Annotated in this window: 21 protein-coding genes; 12 read left to right on the top strand and 9 right to left on the bottom strand. The window is 60.5% G+C overall.

The features are described 5' to 3' along the window. Nucleotides 1-93: 93 nt before the first annotated feature. On the bottom strand, nucleotides 94-546 hold the full coding sequence (locus AC1Q7Q_RS30385; RefSeq protein WP_006162538.1) for a PA2169 family four-helix-bundle protein: 453 nt from the start codon (nucleotides 544-546) through the stop codon (nucleotides 94-96). Nucleotides 547-972: 426 nt separating this feature from the next. Between AC1Q7Q_RS30385 and AC1Q7Q_RS30390 the strand changes: the two genes are divergently transcribed. The 3 genes from AC1Q7Q_RS30390 (at nucleotide 973) to AC1Q7Q_RS30400 (ending at nucleotide 4,196) form a co-directional block, all read left to right on the top strand. Continuing rightward, entirely contained in the window at nucleotides 973-1,812 is an 840-nt protein-coding gene (locus tag AC1Q7Q_RS30390) for an AraC family transcriptional regulator (RefSeq protein WP_492373229.1), read from the top strand. A 577-nt stretch (nucleotides 1,813-2,389) separates the two neighbouring features. Beyond that, nucleotides 2,390-2,929, top strand: coding sequence for a hypothetical protein (locus AC1Q7Q_RS30395; protein WP_492373228.1), 540 nt, complete (start codon nucleotides 2,390-2,392; stop codon nucleotides 2,927-2,929). 556 nt (nucleotides 2,930-3,485) lie between these two features. Continuing rightward, complete coding sequence (locus tag AC1Q7Q_RS30400; protein WP_492373227.1) at nucleotides 3,486-4,196, top strand: hypothetical protein; 711 nt, start codon at nucleotides 3,486-3,488, stop codon at nucleotides 4,194-4,196. Between the two features lie 155 nt (nucleotides 4,197-4,351). On the opposite strand, the gene mnmE is transcribed toward AC1Q7Q_RS30400, so the two are convergent. Together mnmE and AC1Q7Q_RS30410 are read right to left on the bottom strand one after the other, a co-directional pair. Further along, on the bottom strand, nucleotides 4,352-5,806 hold the full coding sequence (gene mnmE / locus AC1Q7Q_RS30405) for a tRNA uridine-5-carboxymethylaminomethyl(34) synthesis GTPase MnmE (protein WP_492373257.1): 1,455 nt from the start codon (nucleotides 5,804-5,806) through the stop codon (nucleotides 4,352-4,354). A 14-nt stretch (nucleotides 5,807-5,820) separates the two neighbouring features. Beyond that, the gene (locus tag AC1Q7Q_RS30410; RefSeq protein WP_492373226.1) at nucleotides 5,821-6,657 is read right to left on the bottom strand and encodes a CHAD domain-containing protein; all 837 of its coding nucleotides are present in this window, start codon (nucleotides 6,655-6,657) and stop codon (nucleotides 5,821-5,823) included. A 242-nt stretch (nucleotides 6,658-6,899) separates the two neighbouring features. On the opposite strand from AC1Q7Q_RS30410, the gene AC1Q7Q_RS30415 reads away from it, so the two are divergent. Next, nucleotides 6,900-7,337, top strand: a complete 438-nt coding sequence (locus AC1Q7Q_RS30415; protein ID WP_441639335.1) for a PaaI family thioesterase — start codon at nucleotides 6,900-6,902, stop codon at nucleotides 7,335-7,337. Between the two features lie 65 nt (nucleotides 7,338-7,402). Then, nucleotides 7,403-7,789 carry a VOC family protein gene (locus AC1Q7Q_RS30420; protein ID WP_043351066.1) on the top strand — a complete coding sequence of 129 codons (387 nt, stop codon included), beginning with the start codon at nucleotides 7,403-7,405 and terminating at the stop codon, nucleotides 7,787-7,789. A gap of 173 nt (nucleotides 7,790-7,962) precedes the next feature. Here AC1Q7Q_RS30420 and AC1Q7Q_RS30425 read toward each other — a convergent pair whose 3' ends face one another. The 6 genes from AC1Q7Q_RS30425 to rpmH all read right to left on the bottom strand — a co-directional run bounded on the left by AC1Q7Q_RS30425 (nucleotide 7,963) and on the right by rpmH (nucleotide 11,460). Further along, the gene (locus tag AC1Q7Q_RS30425) at nucleotides 7,963-8,298 is read right to left on the bottom strand and encodes a type II toxin-antitoxin system RelE/ParE family toxin (protein ID WP_492373225.1); all 336 of its coding nucleotides are present in this window, start codon (nucleotides 8,296-8,298) and stop codon (nucleotides 7,963-7,965) included. After that, entirely contained in the window at nucleotides 8,295-8,531 is a 237-nt protein-coding gene (locus tag AC1Q7Q_RS30430) for a type II toxin-antitoxin system ParD family antitoxin (protein WP_492373224.1), read from the bottom strand. Before AC1Q7Q_RS30430 ends, AC1Q7Q_RS30425 begins: the two co-directional genes overlap by 4 nt. 223 nt (nucleotides 8,532-8,754) lie before the next feature. Beyond that, on the bottom strand, nucleotides 8,755-10,425 hold the full coding sequence (gene yidC, locus AC1Q7Q_RS30435) for a membrane protein insertase YidC (protein WP_492373223.1): 1,671 nt from the start codon (nucleotides 10,423-10,425) through the stop codon (nucleotides 8,755-8,757). Nucleotides 10,426-10,447: 22 nt separating this feature from the next. Continuing rightward, nucleotides 10,448-10,732, bottom strand: a complete 285-nt coding sequence (gene yidD, locus AC1Q7Q_RS30440; RefSeq protein WP_082054956.1) for a membrane protein insertion efficiency factor YidD — start codon at nucleotides 10,730-10,732, stop codon at nucleotides 10,448-10,450. A gap of 13 nt (nucleotides 10,733-10,745) precedes the next feature. Next, nucleotides 10,746-11,207: a ribonuclease P protein component gene (gene rnpA / locus AC1Q7Q_RS30445; RefSeq protein ID WP_492373222.1), complete on the bottom strand. Its 462-nt coding sequence runs from the start codon at nucleotides 11,205-11,207 to the stop codon at nucleotides 10,746-10,748. Nucleotides 11,208-11,325: 118 nt separating this feature from the next. Further along, complete coding sequence (gene rpmH / locus AC1Q7Q_RS30450; RefSeq protein ID WP_006578231.1) at nucleotides 11,326-11,460, bottom strand: 50S ribosomal protein L34; 135 nt, start codon at nucleotides 11,458-11,460, stop codon at nucleotides 11,326-11,328. Nucleotides 11,461-12,471: 1,011 nt separating this feature from the next. Between rpmH and dnaA the strand changes: the two genes are divergently transcribed. The 7 genes from dnaA (at nucleotide 12,472) to AC1Q7Q_RS30485 (ending at nucleotide 25,668) form a co-directional block, all read left to right on the top strand. Next, a complete protein-coding gene (gene dnaA / locus AC1Q7Q_RS30455; RefSeq protein WP_492373221.1) occupies nucleotides 12,472-14,256 on the top strand; it encodes a chromosomal replication initiator protein DnaA in 1,785 nt (594 codons plus the stop codon). Between the two features lie 457 nt (nucleotides 14,257-14,713). Next, on the top strand, nucleotides 14,714-15,838 hold the full coding sequence (gene dnaN / locus AC1Q7Q_RS30460; protein WP_174424425.1) for a DNA polymerase III subunit beta: 1,125 nt from the start codon (nucleotides 14,714-14,716) through the stop codon (nucleotides 15,836-15,838). A gap of 227 nt (nucleotides 15,839-16,065) precedes the next feature. Beyond that, on the top strand, nucleotides 16,066-18,603 hold the full coding sequence (gyrB, locus tag AC1Q7Q_RS30465; RefSeq protein WP_492373220.1) for a DNA topoisomerase (ATP-hydrolyzing) subunit B: 2,538 nt from the start codon (nucleotides 16,066-16,068) through the stop codon (nucleotides 18,601-18,603). Nucleotides 18,604-18,902: 299 nt separating this feature from the next. Next, nucleotides 18,903-20,468 carry a DNA cytosine methyltransferase gene (locus tag AC1Q7Q_RS30470; protein ID WP_492373219.1) on the top strand — a complete coding sequence of 522 codons (1,566 nt, stop codon included), beginning with the start codon at nucleotides 18,903-18,905 and terminating at the stop codon, nucleotides 20,466-20,468. Beyond that, the gene (locus AC1Q7Q_RS30475) at nucleotides 20,465-22,414 is read left to right on the top strand and encodes an ATP-binding protein (protein WP_492373218.1); all 1,950 of its coding nucleotides are present in this window, start codon (nucleotides 20,465-20,467) and stop codon (nucleotides 22,412-22,414) included. Before AC1Q7Q_RS30470 ends, AC1Q7Q_RS30475 begins: the two co-directional genes overlap by 4 nt. After that, nucleotides 22,407-24,722, top strand: coding sequence for a Z1 domain-containing protein (locus tag AC1Q7Q_RS30480; RefSeq protein ID WP_492373217.1), 2,316 nt, complete (start codon nucleotides 22,407-22,409; stop codon nucleotides 24,720-24,722). Before AC1Q7Q_RS30475 ends, AC1Q7Q_RS30480 begins: the two co-directional genes overlap by 8 nt. Next, nucleotides 24,715-25,668: a PD-(D/E)XK motif protein gene (locus AC1Q7Q_RS30485; protein WP_492373216.1), complete on the top strand. Its 954-nt coding sequence runs from the start codon at nucleotides 24,715-24,717 to the stop codon at nucleotides 25,666-25,668. The genes AC1Q7Q_RS30480 and AC1Q7Q_RS30485 overlap by 8 nt, the downstream gene beginning before the upstream one ends. Nucleotides 25,669-25,712: the final 44 nt, after the last annotated feature.

A 25,712-nucleotide genomic window follows, 5' to 3' on the forward strand; every position in this document is an offset into this window, starting at 1 on the left:
CATCAGGCGTCAGGCGTCAGGCAGGCAGCCGGTCTTTGCTGCGGTCTTTGCTACTGATCGCAGCGGATTGCCGACGATCAGCGCATCGCAGCCTCAGTGAATCTGCATCCCGCGCATGGCGTGGATGCGATCGTGATGCCACTGTATGCCCTCGTACTGGCGCTGCACCACCGCGCGGATCTCGGGCGGCATGTCCTTCATCAGCGCCGACTGGTACTCGCGTTTCGCCGTTTCCTCATCGCGCTCGCAGAGTTGCAGCACCGCATCGTCGTTGTGCGGTGCGATCACGTGCAACACTTCCATCCAGCCGCGATGCAGCGTGCCGCCCATGCTGCCGCGATCCCGGGGCTCCGCGCCCAGCGATGTCACCAGTGCCTGCAACTCCATCACCGAGGCGCGGCACGATTCCGCCGTGCCCGTAAGGATCGCGCGTATTTCGGGGTTATGCACCTCGCGGGCGCCGGTCGTGCAGCTGAGCTCGCCGTCCTTGCCAACCTCGATCAGGTGGTTCAGGGTGCCGACGATTTGTCCTTGCGCGTTGGTCATGATGATCTCCTTGCCGGTCTTGCATGGACAGGAGCCCGTGCGAATTCTCGTGCGAATTCTCGTGTGAACCCCCGCGTACATCCGCGCCGCACGCTACACGCCTGGCGTCGATGCCCGTCCGGGATTCAGGCCCCTGCTTCCTGTGCTTGCTTTGCCTGGTTGGCTTGCCGCGCGGCACTTCTGCTATTGGCTCGCGCGCTGGCAGCCGCGTGGACCAGCGGCGGGCGAGATGGGGTGGGATTTCAGTATAGGAGGGTGTGCGGACTCGTTGGGGGGGAGCGCTGACCGGTTTGTGCGCTGCAGCTTGCCGGAACCGGCCCGCAACCGATCCGCATGCGCTTGCCAGCACTTTGCGCTAGCCAAGCCACAAAAAAACCGCAAAATCTGCAAACCGGCTGCCAGTAGATTGCACGCCATGGAGACCACATGAAACCCGAGACCCGAATCCAGTACGCCCAACGCATGGAACCCGTCCTGCGGTGGCTGGCAAGCCACCCCGACGCCGACCCGGAGCTGTACCAACTGGCCGACCTGGCCTGCCTGTCGCCGTATCACTTCCATCGCGTCTATCGCGCCATGATGGGAGAAACGGTGAACGCCACGGTACAACGCATCCGCATGCACCGTGCGGCAATCGCGCTGGCGGGTACCGAAGCTTCATTGCGTGATGTGGCGCTGCGCGCCGGCTACGAGTCGGACGCAGCGTTCAACCGGGCATTTGGCGCGGCCTTCGGCATACCGCCGGGGCGTTATCGCGCAGCCCGCTCCGGTCCCTTCAACCCTCAGGAGCTAGGCATGTATCCCATCACGATCGAAACCTTTCCCGGCACCGTTCTGGCCACGCTGCCCCATCGTGGCAGCTATCAGGAAATCGGCCCGGTGTTCACCCGCGTCTTCATGCTGGCGGCCAGCCGGGGCCTTGCCAGCCCGGACGCCATCGGCTTTGGCGTGTACTTCAGCGATCCCGAGCAGGTGCCGGTAGCGCAATTGCGCTCGCTGGCCGGCATGCCGGTTGCGCCGGATGCCGACCTGGGCGAGGAACTGGAGCGATTCGACATCCCGGCGGGCCGCTGCGCGATACTGACTTACACAGGCCCCTACAACGAGATGAGCAAGGCGTACAACTGGATGTTCTCGGAATGGCTGCCGACCAGCGGGGTCGTGCCGGCGGACTTTCCCATGTTCGAGCAGTACGTGAACGATCCTCGCACCACGCCGCCCGCGCAGTTGCAGACGCGGATCTGCATGCCGGTGAAGCAGGGCTGACGCGCACCGCACAGGCACGCCTGTTTCCGCGCGCGGACATTCCCCCCGCGCCGGGGTAACGACGCCTGCCGGGGTGATCATGCGGATTTCAGAGTTTCCGCTATCGGCCACGTACAGGTAGCCGCTTGCATCGAGCGCCACGCCAAACGGGCTCTTGAACGAAGTGGCGGTCCCGGAGCCGTCGGTGGAGCCCGCCGTTGTGGAACCCGCCAGGGTGGACACCCGCGCGTGCACTGCGCCGCAGGAAATCGTCACGTTCGTCACCGCTGCTGTGGCGACGCCGTTGTTCAGCAGGTTCCATGCAAAAAATGGGAAATTTCGCAATGACAATGAGTGCGATTCGCATTTATTATCTGAGCGTTAGGTTATCCAACGATAAGCGCTTACCTCAGCAGGCCTAACACGCAGATCTATTGCTCGGTGTTGGATATGGTCTTTGCGAAGGAAGACGCTACGAATCTCACATTCAGGAGCAACGCTTCGGGCCGGGACGGAAGCGAAACCAGGTTCAATGGCTTGTGCATATTTCAAGCTATTGCTGCCGGTTCCTTGGTTTTCAACTATCGGAGGTTTCAAAATGATCCGCCATTCTTTCGGCTTGGTTCTGCTTCGTAAACTGCCAATCCAGTGTTTTGGTTTCCCCCGGTGGAAATCAGTGCTTGCTGTCACCTTTGTCGGATTGTTAACTGGATTGTCGCTCGCAGAGAACGGGACGGCCGACGCAGTAAACCTCCCTCTTCCAGTGGCTATTGCCGCAGGCATCGTTGCATCGTGGGCCGCTTTTATTCTTATCTACGCAATTCTCAATTGGTGGGTTCGGCGCGGTGCTCGCTGGGATGGCAAAGGGGACCTGTTTAATCTTCTGGCAGCCGCCACTTTTTTTTCTGGCATTATTTCAGGCGTACTATTTTTGTTTATTGATTCGCCTGTCGTCATGCTTGTGGTTTGGTTGTACTCGATCTTGATTGCCGTGGAGGCTCTAAGTACGACCATGGAAAATGTGACTCGCATTTATTCACTCTGCGGAGTCTTGATGGCACAGGCCATTTCCATGTTGTTCTGCGCACTTATTCTTACGACCGTCTTCTCCATATTCCTCAGATTTATCAAGAACTGATCGATCTGAGCCGGATCGGCTATGCCAGCTTTGCCTGCCAAGGAAATGAAGGACGCCGATGGTGCGGTGTTCCCCGCCGCTGTATGGGGTGGGATGATGTTGGAGGAAGGTTAATCCCCACATTGTAGTCTCGCCGACTCTTTGGGAGATTCCCTTGGAAAAACTAAAGACCGTCATTGGATCCCTGATTTATTTCCTGTTTGAGGTTTGTGTGGGGATGATAGCCGGGTATCTTCCCGCTATCATAATTGGCCTTGCTTTGTATTTCCTGGGTATGGAAACCAAGGATTGGATAGAGAGAATATTCTCGAGGTCATGATCAGGCGATCTTGGAGAGATAGATTGAAGCGTTTGATGGTTATCCATCCTTAGGGTGCTCAGGCTATCCGCTAGCGTAGTCGCGGTTTCTCACGATGCATAGCCTGGCCGGGCTACTCCCACTCGGCAGACTGCCGGAGCGCTCGACCAGTGAACGATCCAGGTACGTTCCTAAGTCCCCTCGCTTTGCCATCGCCTCTTCTTCTTTCTTGCCGGCTGTCCTTGCTGCCCGCCATCCATGTCAGTCCGCTCCGCCAGCACCTTCTTCGCCAGACTCATTCCCTCGATCATCGCCGACCTGCGCAGAATAGCGAGTCGTTCCCGCGGCGAAACGACGGTTGAGGACTTGCAGGCCGAGGCCTGGCTGGTGGCGAATGAACTGAGCAGGGATCGCGACCCACCTCCAGACGCGGGGGACACAGGATTTCATCAGCAGATCCTGGGGAGGCTCTACAACCGCTTCGTGAAGTTCGCCGACAAGCGATTTCGCTTTGCGGTGCGCCTGGACGAGCAGCGCGAGGACGACGACGGCGGGATGCGAGAGAACCCTATTGCCACCGCTCTGGCGGCGCCAGAAGCTTCGGACCCGTCCTTCGCTCTGGCCGCGCGAGAGGAGGAGCGCTCGCAGGAGCAGCAAGTACTGGGCCGGTTTGCCGAGGCCGTTGCCTACCTCCGGGTCTTCGCGAACATGGGGGACGACCGAGCAGCCATCGCAGACCACTTTGCGATTGCGGCCCGCACCCTTCGCCGACGACTACGGCGGGCAGAGTACATGGTGAAGCTGCAGACGTCCCTGTTCGACGGTATCGCATCCATTCCCGATGACTTCGTGCCGCCTCGGCGGGCGCGGAAGTACCCGCCGGGAATCCATGATGCCGAGGATCCGCCAACGGCTCGCGGGCAGGGCCGGTTGTTTATTCGCGCCTACATCCCGATACGCAGGTGTTGATGGCGCCCCCTCAAGCCGCGGAAGGTTGTCGCGGAAACCGCATAGCGTTCGGCTTCATGTGTGCAAAGATCTGCCTGGGCCATGAGCCCGGCACCTTGCCGCACAAGGGTTTGGCGGCCCATCATTGGCGTCGCTTGGCAACCCTTGCTACTCGCCTACTTGCCAATACAAAACCGCGTAAAAATCGTCCCCAGCAGATCATCGCTGCTGAACTCGCCGGTGATGCTGTTGAGATGGTCCTGCGCCAGGCGCAGTTCTTCGGCGAACAGGTCCAGCGCCTGCGCCTCTTGCGCCGCGCGCTCTTCGGCCAGGTCCAGGTGCGATTGCGCGTTGCGCAGCGCGGTGAGGTGCCGCTCGCGCGCGAGGAAGGTGCCTTCGTTGCCGGATTGCCAGCCCACCAGCCGCAGCAACTGGCCGCGCAGCAGGTCGATGCCAGCGCCGGTGCGTGCTGATATCCATACCTCGGCCGGGTTCGGGCCGATGGCGGCCACCACGTGCGGGCGATCCGCGCCGAAGTGGCGCTCGCCTACCTTGGGCGCCAGGTCGATCTTGTTGACCACGCGCAGGATCGGCGAGCCCGGCGGCAGGTGGCCGGAGAGGCGGTCGTCGATGGCGTCGTCGATCTCCGACAAGCCGTGCTCCACGTAGTCGGCTGCGTCCACCAGGTGCAGCACCAGGTCGGCGCGGCCCACGGCTTCCCAGGTGCGCTCGATGCCGATGCGCTCGACTTCGTCGGTGGCGTCTTCGCGCAGGCCGGCGGTGTCGATGATATGCAGCGGGATGCCTTCGATCTGGATGGTCTCGCGCACGCGGTCGCGCGTGGTGCCGGGAATCGGCGTGACGATGGCGAGTTCCGCGCCGGCCAGCGCGTTGAGCAGCGACGACTTGCCCACATTGGGCTGGCCCGCCAGCACCACCGACAAGCCCTCGCGCAGCAGCGAGCCCTGCTTGGCCTGCGCCAGCACGCCGCCCAGCGCATCACGGATATTGGCCAGCTGGCCGCGCGCGTTGGACGCTTCCAGAAAGTCGATCTCTTCCTCGGGGAAATCCAGCGTGGCTTCCACCAGCATGCGCAGGTGGATCACCTGTTCCACCAGCGCGCGGATGGCGTCGGAGAACACGCCCTCCATGGAGCGCGCGGCCGAGCGCGCGGCGGCTTCGGTGCTGGCCTCGATCAGGTCGGCCACGGCTTCCGCCTGGGCCAGGTCGAGTTTGTCATTCAGGAAGGCGCGGCGCGTGAACTCGCCGGGCTCGGCCACGCGCAGGCCTATCTCGCGGCCGGCATCCAGGCAGCGCGCCAGCAGCATCTGCATCACCACCGGGCCGCCGTGGCCCTGCAGCTCGAGCACTTCTTCGCCGGTGTACGAGTGCGGCGCGGGGAAGTACAGCGCCAGGCCATGGTCGATCGCCTTGCCGTGCGCATCCAGGAACGGCAGGTAGGTGGCGTGGCGGGCTTTCAGCGCCTGGCCACACACGGCCTGCGCAATCGCGCTCACGTCGGGGCCGGACACGCGCACCACGCCGATGCCGCCGCGCCCGGGCGCGGTAGCAATGGCGGCAATGGGCGTGGCGCGAGCGGAGCGAGGCTGGAGGGAGTGGGTTGCGGTCATGGCGGTCGTGGCAGTCATGGCGATATTGTCGCAGATCGATCCGGCGCAACCGTGGCACCTGGCGCATTCGGCACATCCTGCGCATCCGCTGCGGGCATGTCCAGGCACGCCATCATCAGGCGGCGAGCCACCGCGCCGTCGATCAGGCCGCCCAGGCTGCCCTGCCGCTTCACAAGCTTGCCGTGCAGGCGTTTGGCATAGCGCTTGGCTAGCACCGGCTTCAGGGCTTCGATCACATAGCGCAGCCGCTTGCTGCCAATGCGAAAGCGATGCACGCGCGCCAGGTCTTCCGAGCGCGCTGCGCGCGCCAGCGACTTCACGCGCTTGCGCGCGCGGCGCACCCGCCGGCGCGCGAACGCCGCCAGCCGCTCCTGCGCGGCGGGGCCCGCCCGCTGCGTGCCGCCATTACCCAGATGCGTGAGGTCGCGGTGCAGCACGGGCAGCGGCCAGTGCTGGTGTTCGGCGAGCTGCGCCAGCATGGTGGCGCGTGCGTAGTGGCGGCGCGTGATCGCGGTGTCATGCACCGCCAGCAGCACCGGATCCTCAGGCTGCAAGTCCAGCGCCGGGCGCAAGGTCTCGCTGATGAACACGTCCCAGTCGCGCACATCGCCGGCGGCCTGCGCCAGCTTGCGCAGGCAATCATCCCAGCGTGCGCGGATGGTCTTGGGCAGGGCTGGGGCAAATGCCCAGCACACCGCGCGCAGATGCCGCACCGCAACGCGCAACGCATGCACATCATCGGGATGGTCGCGCCGGTGCAAGGCATCCAGCTGATCGGCAACCGCCACCAGGCCCGCATCGCCAAGCGCGATGAAGGCATCGATGGCGCGCATGCGGGGTTGCAACTGCATGGGAAGGTTGGCGGCGCGCATAACGTATCGGCGTGGGCATAGCTACCGGAACAGCCTGATCTTGCGGAGGCCAGCTTCAGGGCATGTTTCCGGGCACGTCTAATCAGTGTAGGCGATTGTGCCGGTTGCGCCGCACTCCATTGACAGCCTGCGCGCTTCGGGTTGCAATGCGTGCTGGCAACGCCAGCCGGCCAGCCATCACAAGGCCGTACCCGATCACCACCAGTGCGAGGAGCAGCGCCATGTCCACCGAACAAGAACGGCTTTTGCTGCGCGACACCATCGAGGCCGGCTTTCGCCAGGCTGCCTTTGTCGCGGACGTCGGCATCCGGCTGGTGGATTGCGGGCCGGGCTGGTGCGAGAGCGAACTGCTGGTCACGCCCCGCCACCTGCAGCACGGCGGCATCGTGCATGCCGGCGTGCAAGCCACCATCGCCGACCACACCGCCGGCGCGGCCGCCAGCACCATGCTCGACGCCGGGCGCCATGTGGTCACCGCCGAATTCAAGATCAACCTGCTGCGCGCCGCCCGCAGCGATCGCCTGACCTGCCGCGCCGACGTATTGAAATCCGGCCGCACCATCATCGTGGTGGAGGCCGATGTCTTCGCCAGCGTGCACGGCGAGGCGGTGCTGGTCAGCCGCTTCAACGCCACCATGAGCGTGCTCGACCTGGCCTGAGCCAATACTGAGCAAATACTGAGCCAACGCCGGACTACAAAAAACACCCAAGGAGACACTGCAAGATGATCGACCACACAGGCGTTGTCGTCAGCGATTTCGCGAAGAGCCGGGCCTTTTACACCGCGGCGCTGGCCGCGCTCGGCTTCATCAAGAACATGGAGTTGCCCGCCAGTGTGACCGGCCACACCGACGTGGCCGGCTTCGGCCCGCCCGAGAAGCCCGAGTTCTGGATCAGCAACGGCACGCCCAACCAGCCACCGCTGCATATCGCCTTTCGCGCGGACTCGCGCTCACAGGTGGATGCCTACTACAAGGCCGCGCTGGCGGCCGGCGGCCGGGACAACGGCGCGCCGGGTTTGCGCCCGCACTATCACCCGAATTATTACGGCGCCTTTGTGCTGGACCCGGACGGCCACAATATCGAAGCGGTGTGCCACGCGCCTGAGTGATACGGGGGCGCCTGCGCCAGCCACGTCGTGCTGCACTTCATGGCCAGCTACGCCGCAACGGTGCCAAGGCTGCCGCTGGCGGGACTGGCGATGGTGCGGGAGACGGCGGGCAATCGGCTGGATTGGCGAGACGGTCCGATGGTCGCTTGCGCCGAGCCGCGCCTGTGCAAGCGTTAACGAGGAACCTCGTCGCTGTCACGCAGCCAGGCGGGGATGTCTCGCATGCCATGCAGGACGCGCCAGACATCAATGTGGTCGTCGCGCTCAACGTAGAACACGATGTGCGGGTAGCGCGCCAGAGGCCAGGTGCGTAGGCCCGGAAGATCAAGCTCGTGTGCGTAGCGGGGTGAGCCGGAGGCTGGATACTTGCCAATGCGCACGTAGGCCTGCTCCAGCGCGTCAATGAATCCAAGTGCTGCCTGCTCAGCGTCTTCGTTCAGATAGTAGCTGACCGTTTCCTCGACATCACGCCTGGCAAGCGCTCTCGGGATGACAGGCTTGGCCCTCATCCCCGAGCGTTGCGCACCCGCGCTCGCAGGGCGTCGAAGTAGTCGCTATCCACCGGCGTAGTCGGCGCCGAACCGGCACCCGCCAAAAGCAGGCCGCGAAGGTGCTGGCGATCCTGATCCTTGCGGATCAGCTCGCGCACGTACTCGCTGCTGGTGCCGTAGCCGCGCTGGTTGACTTGCTCATCGACAAAGGCCTTGAGCGTGTCAGGCAGAGAGATATTCATTGTGCTCATGGTTTCATGCTAGCGAGTTTGGCAAAATTTGGCAAACTTTCTGCATGGCGTCTTGCTGCCACGGCAACGTCACCTGGCGAAGCACGCTCCGGAAAAGCAAAATCCCCCGCAAGCCGAAACTTGCGGGGGATTTCAGTGAGGCCGCCATTGACGCTTTGAGCGACCTCTTTGGTGCACGTGCCGGGCCGGCGCGGGTTTGCCACCCGCTGGCCCAACTTCAACTTCAGCCCTTGGCCACCGCGGCGGTCTTCGCCTTGTTCTTGCCAAGCATCCGGTTGATCTGCCATTGCTGCGCGATCGACAAGACGTTGTTGGTGACCCAGTACATGACCAGGCCAGCCGGGAAGAAGAAGAACATGAACGAGAACACCAGCGGCATGATCATCATGACCTTGGCCTGCACGGGGTCCGGCGGGGTCGGGTTCAGCTTGGTCTGCACGAACATCGACACGGCCATCAGCACCGGCAGGATGTAGAACGGATCCGGCACCGACAGGTCATGGATCCAGCCCAGCCAAGGCGCACCGCGCATTTCCACCGAAGACAGCAGCACCCAGTACAGCGCAATGAACACCGGGATCTGGATCACGATGGGCAGGCAGCCGCCCAGCGGGTTGACCTTCTCGGTGCGGTACAGCGCCATCATCTCCTGGTTCATCTTCTGCGGATCGCCCTTGTGGCGCTCGCGCATCGCGGTCATGCGGGGCTGCAGGTCCTTCATCTTGCCCATGGACTTGTAGCTAGCCGCGGACAGCGGGAAGAACACCAGCTTGATCAGCACGGTCAGGCCGATGATCGACCAGCCCCAGTTGCCCAGGAAGCCGTGGATCTTTTCCAGCAGCCAGAACAGCGGCTTGGCCAGGATGGTCAGCCATCCGTAGTCCTTCACCAGTTCCAGGCCCGGGGTGATCTTCTCGAGCATGCGCTCTTCCTGCGGGCCGGCGAACAGGCGCGCATCGGTGCTCACCGTGGCGCCCGGGGCGATGGCGCCCAGCGGCTGCTGCACGCCCACGCGGAACAGGTTGTTGTCGATCTTCTCGACGTAGAAGCTGTGCTCCTTGCCCGATTGCGGAATCCACGCCGAGGCAAAGTAATGCTGCACCATCGCCACCCAGCCGCTGGTACCGGCCGCGGGTACCGAAGCCTTGCCCTTGCCGATGTCGTCGAAGGTGATCTTGTGGTACTTGTCGGCGTCGGTGTAGATGGCCGGGCCGGTGAAGGTGCTATAGAACTGCGACTGCTCGACCTTGCTGCCGTCGCGCGTCAGTTCCATGTACAGCGTCGGCGAGATCGGCTTGCCGCTGTCGTTGGTCACGGCAAATTTCGTGTCGACAACGTAGCTGCCCTTGTGGAAGGTATAGGTCTTGTCCAGCTTGACCCCGTCCTTCTCCGCCGTCAGCGTCAACGACACCTTGTCCGAGCCAGCCAGGTCGCGCGGGCCCGCCGAAGCGGTAAACACCGTGGTGTGGTTGGGCAGGTCGCCACCGATCAGGCCGGAACGGGCCATATAGGTGCGGGTCTGGTCACGCTCGAACAGCACGACCGGCTTGCCGTCATGCTCCTTGTGGTTCAGCAGTTCCAGGCGCGTCAGGATACCGCCGGCGGTATCGATCTGGGCACGCATCACGTCGGTGCTGACCACGATCTTCTCGCCGCTGGGCTGGGCCGCGGCTACCGGCACGGACGCCGGAGCGCCTGCGGCGGTGCCGGCCGTTGCATTGGCCTTGGGCACATCGCCTTGCGGGGCCGAAGCGCCGCCTGCGGTTGCCGGAGCCTGCTGCGTCGCGCTCGGGAAGAACATCGACTGGTGACCGTTGGCGCGCTGCCAGTTGTCGTAGAGCAGCACGAGGGCCATCGAGAAGATGACCCAGAGTATGGTGCGTTTGATATCCATGTCTCGCTGTGGTCGGGGGAAATCAGGGGCGGGGTAGCCGGATCGTGACTGGATGGCCAGTCGCGGGGCGAGCCCGGTCTTGCTTTGTTGCCGATGCCGGTGGCACCGGATCATACCCGCCATCCGTGAACGGATGGCAACGGCATAGCCGGCATGCGGCCAGCCAGCTGCCGCGCCCTGCGCCATGGCACAGGATCGCTTCGCGGGCGTAATCGGAACAGGTGGGCAGGAAGCGGCACTGCGAGCCAAAAAACGGGCTCAGGGCGATCTTGTAGATGCGCAGCAGGGCAAGCAGGATTCGCTTCATGGCAGCGGGCCGGTCAGGCAGGAGCGCCCGAGGGCGGGACTTCCGTGGGCGCAGCCTCGGCGGACGTTGGCGGCGACACCCCGGAAGGGGCAGCAGGGCGCGGGGCAAGCGGCTTCACCGCTACCTCGAACAAGCCGGTCAGCTCGGCCAGGCACACCCGGCGTATGGCGGTGCGGCTGGCAAACTCCGCGCGCGGAAACTTGGCTTGCAGGCGCAGCAACACATCGCGGCCCGCGAGTTTGTCCTGCCGCTGGCGGAACAGTTCCCGCACCATGCGCTTGACCAGGTTGCGCTCGGCGGCACGCGCTGCGAACTTCTTGCCAACCACCACGCCCAGGCGGGCTTGCGGCAGGCCGTTCTCGCCCACGTACAGCACGAAATGCTGGCTGCGTCGGCGCGGACGCAATGCAAAAACGGATGAAAACTCATCCGTTTTTGTGAGCCTCGCGGCTTTAGGGTAGGCAAAGGTAGTCACGCTAGGCAAAGCGAGCGGAAAAGCTGTGCTTGGCTGCTGGCTACCGGCCGTCCAAAAGGCGAGGCGAGTGGCCAAGGCGGCGCAAGCTGCTGCACCGCCGTGGCCGGTCGCCAGGCCCTTAGACTGCCAGGCGCTTGCGGCCCTTGGCGCGACGCGCGTTGATGACGGCACGGCCGCCGCGGGTCTTCATGCGCACGCGGAAACCATGGGTACGCTTGCGGCGGGTAACGGAAGGTTGGTATGTACGTTTCATGTTGCACTCTCTGGTTGATCTGGGCTCGCCCGGCTTCCGGCGTTAAGCCGGGCGCCGCCGCGTATGGTTCGCATGGGGCTGCCGCGGTTTGCGGTGTTGCCGACTGCTATGGTGATCTTGCTGCCGGCCGTGTATCTCGCGAATCGATGGCACCGACGAATCGGACATCGACGCCGCGCGAAGCAGTTGTGGGAGGGAATCTTGCCGGAGCGGAAGCGTAAAACCAACCCATCCGTTCCAACCCCATCAGCCTGCCCGGCCCGCTGCCTGTTCCGGCCAATCCAGCTGTTTCCGGCGCGTCTCAGCTTAGTCAAACACCAAGGATTCGCACCAGTCTTGCACGGAACAGGTCAGACCCGGCGATGCGCATACGTGATCCCCTGCGGCATCGCAGAACCCGCCATTTAACTGAGTTTCGCGCGACGTGTCAAGACTACAGATGGATTAGAGCCTTGTGAGGCACCCCTGCCTCAAAAACACGCAACAGGCCGTTGTATTTCATTGTCCACAATCGCCAGTGGGTAAGTTTTTTTTCTTCGGGGGTGCCACCCGGGGTTGGCCAAGGTGAGCGAAGTCACTGTTTCGACTAGGTTTTCCCGTGTTTTGGCTACCCGGAAACCCGCGCCAGAACTAGGGTTGTGCACAACAATCCACTGCTTTTTCACAACTTATCCACAGACTTATCCTTTGTGGATAACTTGGGGCGGGGGGTACAATCCGGGTCCAAACACCACACGGGCTGCGTGGCGCAAGCGCAACCCGGGCAACACCCTGGCATGCCGGACAACGGACGCGCAACGGGCAAGCGACGATTTCGTCGCCTCGCTCGTCAGCGGCTCCCGCTTGTCGCGTCGATCACCATGGGGCCCGGGCTGCGGGGTCATTTGCGGATCGCTTAGCGATCGCGTTCTGGTTGCATGAACTCACGGCAGGGATGCCTCACCGATCCTTGCCTGTCGTCCATTCGGCCGGGCTGTCCATGCACCGTGGCGAACACCGAACAACAAAACAATGCAAGATTTCTGGCAGGCAGCAGCCGCGCAACTCGAGCGCGAACTGACGCCGCAACAGTTCAAGACCTGGATCAAGCCGTTGGCGCCTGTCGCCTTCGACGAGGACGCGCACGCGCTGCGGATCGCCGCGCCCAACCGCTTCAAGCTCGATTGGGTAAAAAGCCAGTTTTCCGGCCGCATCACCGCGCTCGCCTGCGAATACTGGGAAGCCAACGTCAGCGTTCACTTTGTCCTGGACCCCGCCGCCTCGGGCCGGGCTGCCGCCGGCTACCCGCAGCAGGCCGGCCAGCCGGGCCAGCCCGGCATGGCGCCACAGCACGCCGGCCCCGGCTATCCGTCCGGCCAGCCGCTGTCGCAAAACTTCGGCCAGCCCGGCATGCAGCCGGGCCAGGGCGGCCAGGGCTACGGCCCCATGAACCAAGGCGGCCAACGCGGCGGGCAAGCGCCCTACCCCGGCAACCAGGGTAATGGCAGCAACGGCAGCAATGGCGGCAACTATCCCGGCAACGCCAACCAAAGCAACATGGGCGGCATGGGTGGCGAGATCGTCGATATCGACGTGCCGCAGCTGGACCCGGCCGAGGCCAGCGCCCGCTCCTACCGCGTGCAGCCGTCGCAGCAGCCCATGCAGGGCGGCCACCCCGGTAACCAGGGCGGCCATCCAGGCCATCAGGGCAATCAAGGTCATCCGGGCCAGCAAAGCCACCAAGGCCACCCCGGCAACCAGCATGGCGGCCAGCAGCAGAACGACTCGGTGCACGAGCGCTCGCGCCTGAACCACATCCTTACCTTCGACAACTTCGTCACCGGTAAGGCCAACCAGCTCGCGCGCGCCGCCGCCATCCAGGTGGCCAACAACCCGGGTAAATCCTACAACCCGCTCTATCTGTATGGCGGCGTAGGTCTGGGCAAGACCCACTTGATCCACGCTATCGGCAACTTCATGTTGCTGGAGAACCCGCGCGCCCGCATCCGCTACATCCACGCCGAGCAATATGTCTCCGACGTGGTCAAGGCCTACCAGCGCAAGGCGTTCGACGAGTTCAAGCGCTACTACCACTCGCTCGACCTGCTGCTGATCGACGATATTCAATTCTTCTCCGGCAAGAACCGCACGCAGGAAGAGTTCTTCTACGCCTTCGAAGCCCTGATCGCCAACCGGGCGCAGGTGATCATCACTAGCGATACCTACCCCAAGGAAATCAGCGGCATCGACGATCGCCTGATCTCGCGCTTCGACTCCGGCCTCACGGTTGCCATCGAGCCGCCCGAGCTGGAGATGCGCGTCGCCATCCTGATGAAGAAAGCCGCCGCCGAGAATGTGAGCGTGCCCGAGGAAGTCGCCTTCTTCGTCGCCAAGCATTTGCGATCCAACGTGCGCGAGCTGGAAGGCGCGCTGCGCAAGATCCTGGCCTTCTCCAACTTCCACGGCAAGGACATCACCATCGATGTCACCCGTGAAGCACTGAAGGACCTGCTGACGGTGCAGAACCGCCAGATCTCTGTCGAGAACATCCAGAAAACCTGCGCGGATTTCTACAACATCAAGGTCGCGGACATGTACAGCAAGAAGCGGCCCGCCAATATCGCGCGGCCCCGCCAGATTGCCATGTACCTGGCCAAGGAACTCACGCAGAAAAGCCTGCCGGAAATCGGCGAGCTGTTCGGCGGGCGCGATCACACCACCGTGCTGCACGCGGTGCGCAAGATCGCCGATGAGCGCAGCAAGGACGCGCAGCTCAACCATGAGCTGCACGTGCTGGAACAGACGCTCAAGGGCTGACCTCGAGCGTCAAATCGTAGTGAAACAGTAGTGAAGCAGCAATGAAGCAGCATTTGCCAGCCCCGTCACGCGGGGCTGGCATACTGTAGGGTACGCGCCGGGCAGGATCCGGCGCATGAATCAATCGGAAAGCAACACCGGGGCATTGCGGAACATTGCCATGAAAACGGCCTGGGCTAAGGCTTTGCGGTGAGTCGGGACGAGCGGGCGGAGGGGGCGGCCAGCGACAACAGTCGCCAGCCACCGAAGAAGTCTGAATTTGTGTCGCTTTGCGCACAATTTCATCCTCCGATCGCGCTTCTCCCGCTTCACCGCAGCGGCTTATCCTTGGTACAATGGCGAATTAACTTGTTGATTCCAAAGCGTTTTGGAAGCAGTTCCGGAAACTGCGCAGCAAGTTAGTGCCAGTCAGTGCACACCCGCGGTCGCTTACTACAAACGACGAAGGATAAATTCAATGCAATTGGTCAAAACCTCGCGAGACAATCTGCTGCGTCCGCTGCAAATCGTGAGCGGCATCGTGGAGCGCCGCCACACACTCCCGATCCTGGCCAACCTGCTGATTCGCAAGTCCGGGTCCAACGTATCCTTCCTCTCGACCGACATCGAGATCCAGATCACCACGCACGCCGAATGCGGCGTAGGCAGCGACACCGTGGCCACCACCGTGGCCGCCCGCAAGCTGCTCGACATCCTGCGCGCCATGCCCGACGGCGAAGTCGCCCTGTCGCTCAACGACAAGCGCATGACCGTGCAGTCCGGCAAGAGCCGCTTCGCGCTGCAGACCCTGGCCGCCGAAGAATTCCCCACGGTAGCCGAAGCCAGCGAGTTCGGCGCGTCCGTCAGCCTGCCGCAAAAGACCTTCAAGCACCTGCTCGCCATGGTTCACTTCGCCATGGCCCAGCAAGACATCCGCTACTACCTCAATGGCATGCTGCTGGTGGTGGACGGCAAGAAGGTCATGGCAGTCGCCACCGACGGCCACCGCCTGGCCTACTGCGGCGTGGAACTGGACACCGAAGCCACCAGTGGCGAAGGCGCCCCGTCGCGCCAGGAAGTGATCATCCCGCGCAAGACCATCCTCGAGCTGCAACGCCTGCTCGAAGACAACGACGATCCCGTGCAAGTGCAACTGGCCGCCAACCAGGTCAAGTTCACCTTCGCCAATATCGAGCTGATCTCCAAGCTGGTCGAAGGCAAGTTCCCGGACTTCCAGCGCGTGATCCCCAAGGGCTACAAGAACGCCTTCGCCATCGACCGCGTCAAGCTGCAACAAGCCCTGCAACGCACCGCCATCCTGACCACCGACAAGTTCAAGGGCGTGCGCTGCATCCTGGATACGCACGTACTCAAGATCAGCTCCACCAACGCCGATCAAGAAGAAGCGCAGGAAGAACTCGAACTCGATTACTCGGGCGACGCGCTCGACATCGGGTTCAACGTCACCTATTTGCTGGACGTGCTCGCCAACCTCAAGAGCGAGCAAGTCCAGGTCAGCCTCGGCGACTCCAATTCGAGCGCGCTGATCACCGTGCCGGAAGACGACAACTTCAAGTACGTCGTCATGCCGATGCGCATTTGATGAGCCGGTAACAAGGACCACAAGATACGCAAAACCGGAGCATCTAACGGCACACCACGGCTTGCGCAGCAGCCCCAGGGGCCCCGCGCAAGACCCGCCGCACCAGGGGCCGGATCGTCGAGATCCGCCCCTTTTGCCGTTTTTATGTAACCCGCTATGCGGCCCGATCCGGGCGCGCCCATCCGGGCGTGACGAGAGATCGCCGCATTCGCCGTGAGTAAGAGAACATGACCGAAGAGCAACAACCGCAATCGCAACCGCAACAGCAAGACAGCTACGGCGCAGGCTCGATCCAGATCCTGGAAGGCCTGGAGGCGGTGCGCAAGCGTCCGGGCATGTACATCGGCGACACGTCCGACGGCACCGGCCTGCACCACCTCGTATTTGAAGTGCTGGACAACTCCATCGACGAAGCCCTGGCCGGCTGGTGCACGGAAATCACCGTCACCATCCACAGCGACAACTCGATCTCCATCACCGACAACGGCCGCGGCATTCCCCCGCTCGTCAAGTTCGACGACAAGCACGAACCCAAGCGCAGCGCGGCAGAAATCGCCATGACCGAGCTGCACGCCGGCGGCAAGTTCAACCAGAACAGCTACAAGGTCTCCGGCGGCCTGCACGGCGTGGGCGTGTCCTGCGTCAACGCCCTCTCCAAGTGGCTGCGCCTGACCGTGCGCCGCGACGGCCAGGCCCACCTGCTCGAGTTCGCCCAAGGCGCCGTGCAGAACCGCGTCGTGGAAACCGTGCCCGGCCCCGACGGCGTGCCCGTGGAAGTCTCGCCGATGAAGGTGATCGGCCCCACCGACAAGCGCGGCACCGAAGTCCACTTCCTCGCCGACGAAGAAATCTTCACCAACGTCGAGTTCCACTACGAGATACTCGCCAAGCGCATCCGCGAGCTCTCGTTCCTGAACAACGGCGTGCACATCCGCCTGGCCGACCAGCGCACCGGCAAGGAAGAAGACTTCGCCTTCTCCGGCGGCGTCAAAGGCTTCGTTGAATACATCAACCGCGGCAAGAGCACCCTGCACCCCAACATCTTCTACGCCAACACCGAAAAAGACGGTATCGCCGTAGAAGTGTCCATGCAGTGGAACGACGGCTACAACGAACAAGTACTCTGCTTCACCAACAACATCCCGCAACGTGACGGCGGCACCCACTTGACCGGGTTGCGCGCCGCCATGACGCGCGTGATGAACAAGTACATCGAAGAAAACGAGATCGCCAAAAAGGCCAAGGTAGAAACCACCGGCGACGACATGCGCGAAGGCCTCGCCTGCGTGCTCTCCGTCAAGGTGCCCGAGCCCAAGTTCAGCTCGCAGACCAAGGACAAGCTCGTCTCCTCCGAAGTGCGCCTGCCCGTGGAAGAACTCGTCGCCAAGGCCCTCGGCGACTTCCTGCTGGAAACCCCGGTAGACGCCAAGATCATCTGCGGCAAGATCGTCGACGCCGCCCGCGCCCGCGAAGCCGCCCGCAAGGCCCGCGAAATGACCCGCCGCAAAGGCGTGCTCGACGGCATGGGCCTGCCCGGCAAGCTCGCCGACTGCCAGGAAAAAGACCCCGCCCAGTCCGAACTCTTCCTGGTGGAGGGTGACTCCGCAGGCGGCTCCGCCAAGCAAGGCCGCGACCGTAAGTTCCAGGCCATCCTGCCGCTCAAGGGCAAGATCCTGAACGTGGAACGCGCCCGCTTCGACAAGATGCTCTCCAGCCAGGAAGTGCTCACGCTGATTACGGCGCTCGGCACCGGCATCGGCAAGGACGACTACAACCTCGACAAGCTGCGCTACCACCGCATCATCATCATGACCGACGCGGACGTGGACGGCTCCCACATCCGCACGCTGCTGCTCACGTTCTTCTACCGCCAGATGCCCGACATCATCGAGCGCGGCCACGTGTATATCGCCCAACCGCCGCTGTACAAGATCAAGCACGGCAAGGAAGAGCGCTATATCAAGGACGACAACGAGCTCAACGCCTACCTGCTGCGCCTGGCCATGGAAAAGGCCGCCCTGGTCAACCCCGACGGCAGCGAAGTCGCCGGCGACGCCCTGACTGAGCTGGCCCGCCAATACCAACTGGCCGAAGCCGTGATCGGCCGCCTGGCCCGCATCGTGGACAGCGACGCCCTGCGCGCCATTGCCGACGGCATCGAGCTGGACCTGGACAGCGCCGCCGCCGCCGAAGCCTCAGCCACCGCGCTCAAGGCCAAGCTGTCGGAAATGCACGCCAAGACCCTGCTAGGCGCCGCCGTGAACGACGACGGCACGGCAGATGTCTATGCACAGTTTGACGAGAAGACGGACAAGCACCGCCTGATGATCGCCCGCCGGCATCATGGCAATGTGCGCCTGTCTCACCTGGATGCAGACTTTGTCCACGGCGCGGATTACGCCGCGCTGTCGCTGGCCGCCAAGACCTTCCAGGGCCTGATCGCGGAAGGCACCAAGGTGCGCCGTGGCGAGGGCGAGAAGATGCGCGACCAGACGGTGAATGACTTCCATGCTGCCATGCAGTGGTTGTTGTCTGAGGCCGAGCGTGGGGTGTCTCGTCAGCGCTATAAGGGGCTGGGGGAGATGAATCCTGAGCAGTTGTTTGAGACTACTTTGGACGTTACCCAGCGCCGACTGCTGAAGGTGCAGATTGAGGATGCTATTGCGGCGGATCAGATCTTTACTACGCTGATGGGGGATGAGGTTGAGCCGCGTAGGAATTTTATTGAGTCGAATGCGTTGGTGGCTCGGAATATTGATGTTTGATGTTTGCAGCTAGTGCGCGCATGCCGGCGATAGCCGGCTTACGCGCATCTATGCCGAGCGACGTGTGTTTTTGCTATCAGCTGCGATACTGTAGTTCGCGCCACACGCTGAATAGTGACCCACGGTCAGGCCTACTGAGACTGGCAGAACGCAGTTGGTGAGACAGCAAGGACATCTGAACTGATAGTTGACCGCCTTTATTTTCGATAAATTGCACGTTTTCGACAGTCGGTACTCTTTAGTCCAGTACCGGCGTCGTTAACTAGCGCTGGCCCACGGCCAAGAGACCATCTGCTGGAATGTCTGCCACTACCATCCCTAATCCCCTTATCGCCAAAAAAGCACGCCGTATCCGGAACGGCGAACCCATCCGCTACATGGATCTCTTCGCGGGATGCGGCGGCATTTCATTGGGCTTTTTGACCGCGGGTTTCGTACCAGTGGCCTCGGTCGAGATCGAGCCGTTCGCTGCCGAATCTCATGGGGCAAATTTCGGTCCTCGGACTCACGGCGGTGATAGGGCAGCTCATCATGTCGCTCGGGATGTAACCGAAGAAGATCCCGCTAGCATATTCCGGGAATTGGCATTGGCCGGACCTGTCGAAGACCAAGTTGATGTTCTCGTGGGGGGGCCTCCCTGCCAAGCGTTTGCGAGGGTTGGGCGAGCGAAGCTTCGCGAGCAGGCACACCGCCGTCAGGAAGCCACTGCTGACCAAGCTTTCCTGGTGGACGGGCGCGTCAATCTTTGGCAGCGATACGTACACTACATCCGCGAAACTCAGCCCGTCGCACTTCTAATGGAGAACGTTCCCGACATGTTGAATCATGGCGGCAGTAACGTTGCGGAGCTAGTCGCAAAGAGCTTGGCAGAAGAGGGCTATGAAGTCTCGTATTCGCTCCTGAATGCCTCCTGGTATGGGGTCCCGCAGACCCGCGAGCGCATGATTCTAATCGGAATTCATCGTGATTCTGGCTTGGCGCCGCTGTTTCCAACGCCAACACATCACGTCGTACTGCCATCCGGCTATGAGGGCACCAAGAACACTGCACGCAAAATTGTTATTGCGGATGGCTCAAGTCACCACCGGTGGATAAGCGATCCGGTCAGCTCATCTCCTGCAACCACCACGGCGGAGGAGGCACTCGCAGATCTTCCCGCGATACCTGCACTGGATCTCTTCATGCAGGGTAAACTCCGGCGCGGTCGCAAGGATCCAATGGAGCCAGTGAACTACGCCAATGCGAAGCCTAGCACCGCCTACTCGCGGCTCATGCGGCAATGGATCGGGTTTGAGACGGATCGGACGACCGGGCACGTTATCCGATACCTGCCGCGCGACTACAAGATATTCGCTGAAATCGACGAGGGCATGCAATACCCCGAGATCCACGGCTACGTTGAGGGAAAAATTGCCGACTGGCTAGCTTCGCGCAAGCGAAAAGGTCTGACCACGGATGCACGGCACGCCGAAGTACGTGACTTCATAAAGAGTTGGCGTATTCCCTACGATCCCGGTAAGTTTCCGAATAAATGGTGGAAGCTAAATAGAGACAAGCCGGTTCGTACTCTGTTGGCTCACCTTGGGAAGGATTCGTACTCACATATCCACTATGATTCCGACCAGGCCAGAACCATCTCCGTGCGTGAGGCAGCTCGTCTGCAATCATTCCCCGATGGTTTCGTCTTTAAGGGCTCAATGAATGCCGCTTTCAAGCAGATTGGAAACGCTGTGCCTCCCCTATTCGCTTATGCTATCGCGATGTCAATCAGAAGCACTCTTGGTGCACCGGCCATTCCTGACATTCGGGTGGAGCTACTCGGGATTCAGCAATCACTGATCACCAGCACGCCAGGGAAACCATGATCTTTACAATCTTGCGGTTGCTGAGGCATTCTGAGCTTGGTATGTTTCACGAGTATCGGAGACAGAAGAAGGAGGGATCGAAGCAAAGGGCTATCAATTTCGATGGGACTGTAGTTGATCGTGTCTTTCCTTCAGCCAAAGACGCCGACAAGATTCTAATTAACTGTCGCTGTATCGAGGAAGAAGCTAGCGTCATTGAGACGCAGCAGTGGTTAAAGCGACAGGACAAAAACTGGCGCTTTGAGGGGTATTGCCCTAAGAGTACACACTACTCTTTTGTCGAACCGGGCGTGCTTTTCGCGATGGTAGTCGATTCGTCCCAGTCGCCAGCATCGGCAAGCTGGGTCGTCATCCCGAAGGACCACCAGGCACATGCCGCGATCGTTAATCATGGTGAAAGTGCCCAGTTGCTCAAAAGCGGGATGATCGCTCTATATGGTGAAGAAGGAGCACACTGCCGCCGCGTGCTAGGCGATAATTTTCCCCTCCTATTTCCCAAGGTGGAATTGATGACTTTACCCGTTGCGTCAACCACCGGTTTCGAACCCGATCCACTCGGACTATTCGATATTCTGGCTCGTGCAGGCCATAAGCTGCCAAGTGCTGTCGCCGATTTGGTAGACAACAGTATTTCTGCCGGTGCAACAGAAATCTCCATACACTTCCCTAATCCTAATCTGGGCGGTCGCTGGATGTGTGTGCGCGACAATGGAAGCGGGATGACGTCCACTCAGCTGCGGGGCGCCATGCGAGTAGGGAACCGTCGATCGTACGAAGGGAATGATCTCGGGAAGTTTGGCTATGGGCTTAAGGGGGCGTCCTGGTCTCAAGCCGATTGCTTGACGGTATTGACCAAGGCAAGCGATGGCGAACTGAGCCATATGACCTGGGATAAAAACCATCTGGCGAAGACTGGTAAGTGGGAAGTACTCTTTACGCCGATTGAGGCGAAATACGACGTGGCGACGAAGATTCCAGGAACGGGGACCGCAGTCCTCCTTACTGAGATGAGGCCACCCGTCGAGATTCCCCTAACTAAAGGCATAGAGCCATACGCCGTTGAGGTTACCTCGATCCGCGAACATCTGGAGCTTGTGTTCCATCGCTTCCTTGAAGGAAAGGTGCAAGGCCGGGAGAAGGTAACCATTCTGGTGAATGAAGTGGCTCTTGTGCCTAATAATCCGATGGGGCATCCGCTTACCAAGCACTATGATCCCAGGTCGATTGTTTTGAATGAGCATGACCCCGAAAAAAAGGGAGTCATAACTTTTGAGCCGTGCATCACTCCGACCGAAGAGGACTTGCGGCGCTATCACGAGAAGGAAGGGGCCGATGCAGTGCGTAATGCATTGGATCGGATTTCTCTCGGTGGCCGAAGAAACGAGACACAAGGACTATTTTTTTATCGCCTTGGACGTTTGATCAAATGGGGTGGCTGGGAGGGGATGTTTGCGTTAGAGGAGAAGACGAAGCTTCTGCGTGTTTCAGTCGATTTTGATCGGTCGTGCGACGACGCGCTACAGGTCGATATCTCGAAGCAGATTGTCAAACTCCCCGTTAGCGTTAGCACCAGTCTTCAGGAAATCGTCAAGGCGAGCCGGGCTGAGGCCCGCAGTCGATATAGAACGGTGAAGCGTGTAGAAAAGCCCGATGCTTCAGAAAGGCAGAACGATGGCATCTCACCAAAAACAACAAAGGGGGCATCCCCAAAGCCACCTGCTAAGGTCGAGAAGACAAGCATTCGGATCGTCGAGGACGATCAATCGCCATGGCAACGCAAGTCTTCCTTTACCGGGGAAGTAGTCGAGGTATCTGGGAAGATCCCTGCGCTGGTGGACTTGGTAAGAGCCGTCGAAAAGGACCCTGTGGCCAAGGCTGCACTGTCCCAGTTTCTTCATGCTCTGGAGAAGGCCGACGTACTCAAGCATCTTTCGGACAATGCCTGAATCGGCCCGGCGCTTTATCCTCAGACCAAAAATCCGTAACTGGAGTGATGGCACCACGTGGACCAATTGGTGGAGTCACGAGGAACTCTTGCGCTCCCGGCCAAACTGGAAATCACACCAGGTTGACTCCGTAGAAGAAGAGTCCCTAAGGATTATAGGGAAGACAACCGATATCAAGCGGACGGAATACCAATGCCGAGGCTTGGTGGTCGGCTACGTGCAATCTGGTAAAACCGCAAACTTCACGGCTGTCGCCGCACGCGCTGCAGACGTCGGCTATCGGTTGGTCATAGTCCTTTCAGGGATCCATGACTCCCTTCGAAACCAGACTCAAAAGCGTCTCAACAAAGAGCTTGTGAGTGTCGGAGCCAACTGGGTATCCCTCACTACAGAGGACGAGGACTTCTCTGTCCCGCCAGTGCCCAACGGGTTCGCGTCAGCGCGCACAGTCCTTGTTGTAGCGAAGAAGATCCCACCTATTCTAAGGCGCTTGCAAGAGTGGATCACGAAGCTTGAGGGGCAGCTAGGCGAAATCCCCACGATCGTGATTGATGATGAGGCTGATCAGGCCTCAATTAACACCAAAGGGAATCGTGTAGATCCCAGCGTGGACGATGCAGACGGTGACGACACGGATCCTTCTCTCACCAACGCACTCATCCGCGACATCCTGAAAAGGATCCCTCGAGCGACGTACATTGCCTACACTGCCACTCCCTTCGCCAATATCCTGATTGATCCGACAGCAGTTGACAGGGAAGTGGGAGAAGATCTGTTTCCAAAGGACTTCGTGATTCAGCTACCGAGGCCTGACGGTTATACAGGCACCGAAGAACTCTTCGGCGTGTCGGCGCACGGCCGCGATGTGATTCGCGTAGTTGCAGATATCGATGTCCGCGCCCTGAAATCCAAGCGGCGGCGGAAGCATGATCCGCTTGTGGTGCAACGCCCGGAAGCCCTCCCTCAGTCCCTCTGTGATGCCGTACTGGTCTATTGCGTAGCCGGTGCCATTAGGAATCTCCGCGGCCAGAGGGGGAAGCCGCACACAATGCTCGTTCACGTGAGTCAGCAGCAGCATGATCAGCTTCGCATCGGAGCAGCCATAGGAGCCCAAATCAAGGCATGGCGCGATCAGGAGCGAGTTATACCTGGTTCGCTTAAGGGAATGCTTCGATCGGCCCTTGGAGACCTCGGAGCAGTTGCGTTGCCCAAGGGTGTGGACACTCAGGACGTACTCAATGAGGCTGAGACAAATGTTGCGCGGCTCGATGTCGTTGTTCTCAATAGTACGACTGGCGAGGAATTAAACTACGAAAGCAATCCTGAGCGGCAGCTGATTGCTGTTGGTGGCAATCGGCTCTCCCGTGGGTTAACCCTGGAAGGATTGACCATAGCCTATTTCCTGCGCACTACCACCATGGCTGACTCGCTTTTGCAGATGGCACGTTGGTACGGGTTTCGTGCGGGATACGAGGATCTGATCCGCATCTGGACAACGGAGACCATCGCCCAGTGGTTTGTTGAATTAGCCCTTGTGGAAGAATCTCTGCGGGACTCAATTGTTGCGATGAATCGTGCTGAGCGTCGCCCCGACGAGATGGCGATTAAGATGCGGGCGCACGCCAATTTGCTTTTGACAAGCAAAGTCAAGAGCAAGACCCTGGAAAAATACAGCCGCTCTTGGTCCGGTGAGAACCCACAGACTATCTTATTGCCGTTGCGGAGCCCTCGTGCTCTTGAACACAACATCCAGCTGACTGCTGAGCTACTAACCCACTATATACCGGCTCATGACAGTCACGGTGGACGGCTGGCGTACGATGTCCCTGCACACGCTATCGCGGCTTACTTGCGAAATATAGTCGTTCACGAGGATACGGTATCTTTCCTGAGTGGCGATATTGCTGACTGGATCATCGAGCGGGCCACAGTTGGCGAACTGATTTCTTGGACGATTTTTGTCGCTAATCCCGAGCGAGACCGCCAGGTGCTCCTCGGCTCGCAGTCATATGGCTTGGTGCGCCGATCACCTACTGCCGCGGAGTCGATCGGTATTTTGACGGATCCGAGACACGAGGGGGTTGATCTACATGGCGGCCCCGAGACCCATAAAACGGCGGTGGGATACAACGCAAGAGAAATGCGGCAGGATCGCCCGTCGAATCAAGGGCTCTTGATTATCTATCCTCTGGACCCAGAACCATTGCAGGCGCCAGTTAGAACTGTGATCGGCCTTGCCCTCTCTTTGCCGCGAACTTCTGACGAAGATGCTTCGTATTTGGTAAACGGAAAGATTGTCAATGGTTGAGATCAACGCAAATCGATGGAGAATCCTTCGAGAGCAGAGGGGGCGAGTAGGAATCACCACAGAGGTGGTGGGACCAGCTCTAGATGGATGTCTAATCGGCATTGATGCGGACGGTCGGCTCCATCTTTTGGTTGCTGTTGCTGAAGAGCCTAGAGAGTTTCCGAGTGACATGCAAGCCTTCTCGGTCCGGGTTGTTGAGGGTGATCGCACGTACATCGACGTGTCGGCAGGTAGTCACCACGAGGAACTGTTCACACTTGTCGCGAACAGAATTGTCTACGCGATAGAAGTCCAGCGTCGTCTTCCTATTCATGCCGTCACTGAGACAATTACCGAATTCCGCAATGCTTTCAAGAATGGCGGCCCGGAGATCTCCAACAGCGAGCAAATTGGTCTTTTCGGCGAGCTGTGGGTCCTCTGGCGTATCCTCATACCGGCGATTGGTTCACGCGCATGTGAATTGTGGAGCGGCCCCCAGCGCGAGCGGCATGATTTTGTCGGTCAGTCGACGCACATTGAAGTCAAAACTACTACGACCTCCGAGGACAGACACGAGATTTCTCGTCTTGATCAGCTTCGCGCACCGCCCGGGAAGCGCCTGCTTTTCGCCAGCATTCAACTGGAGAAGTCGATTGGGGGAGAAGAAACCATTGCGACAAAGATCGATGATATCTATCGCGTCCTGGGACGAGACGGACGGGCAATTGATATTTTTGAGAAGAATCTAAAGAATCTTAAATGGCACGATGGGCTAAGGCAGTCAGGTACGCTTCTGCGCTTCAATCTCCGCAGCGTTTTTATCTTCGATGTGGCAGGCTCATTTCCTCGCCTTCCTGATGATTATGTGCCCCCGCGTGGTATCGTCAGTATCAAATATTCGATCGACATCTCAGCGCAGGCGACACTCGGTGAAGACGAAGTGACAGCTATTGTAAGTGACATGTGAGGAGGAGATAATGCTGCCATTGCAGCGATAATGTGAGGTTCTGC

The organism is Cupriavidus sp. GW823-FHT07A04 (assembly GCF_058794615.1).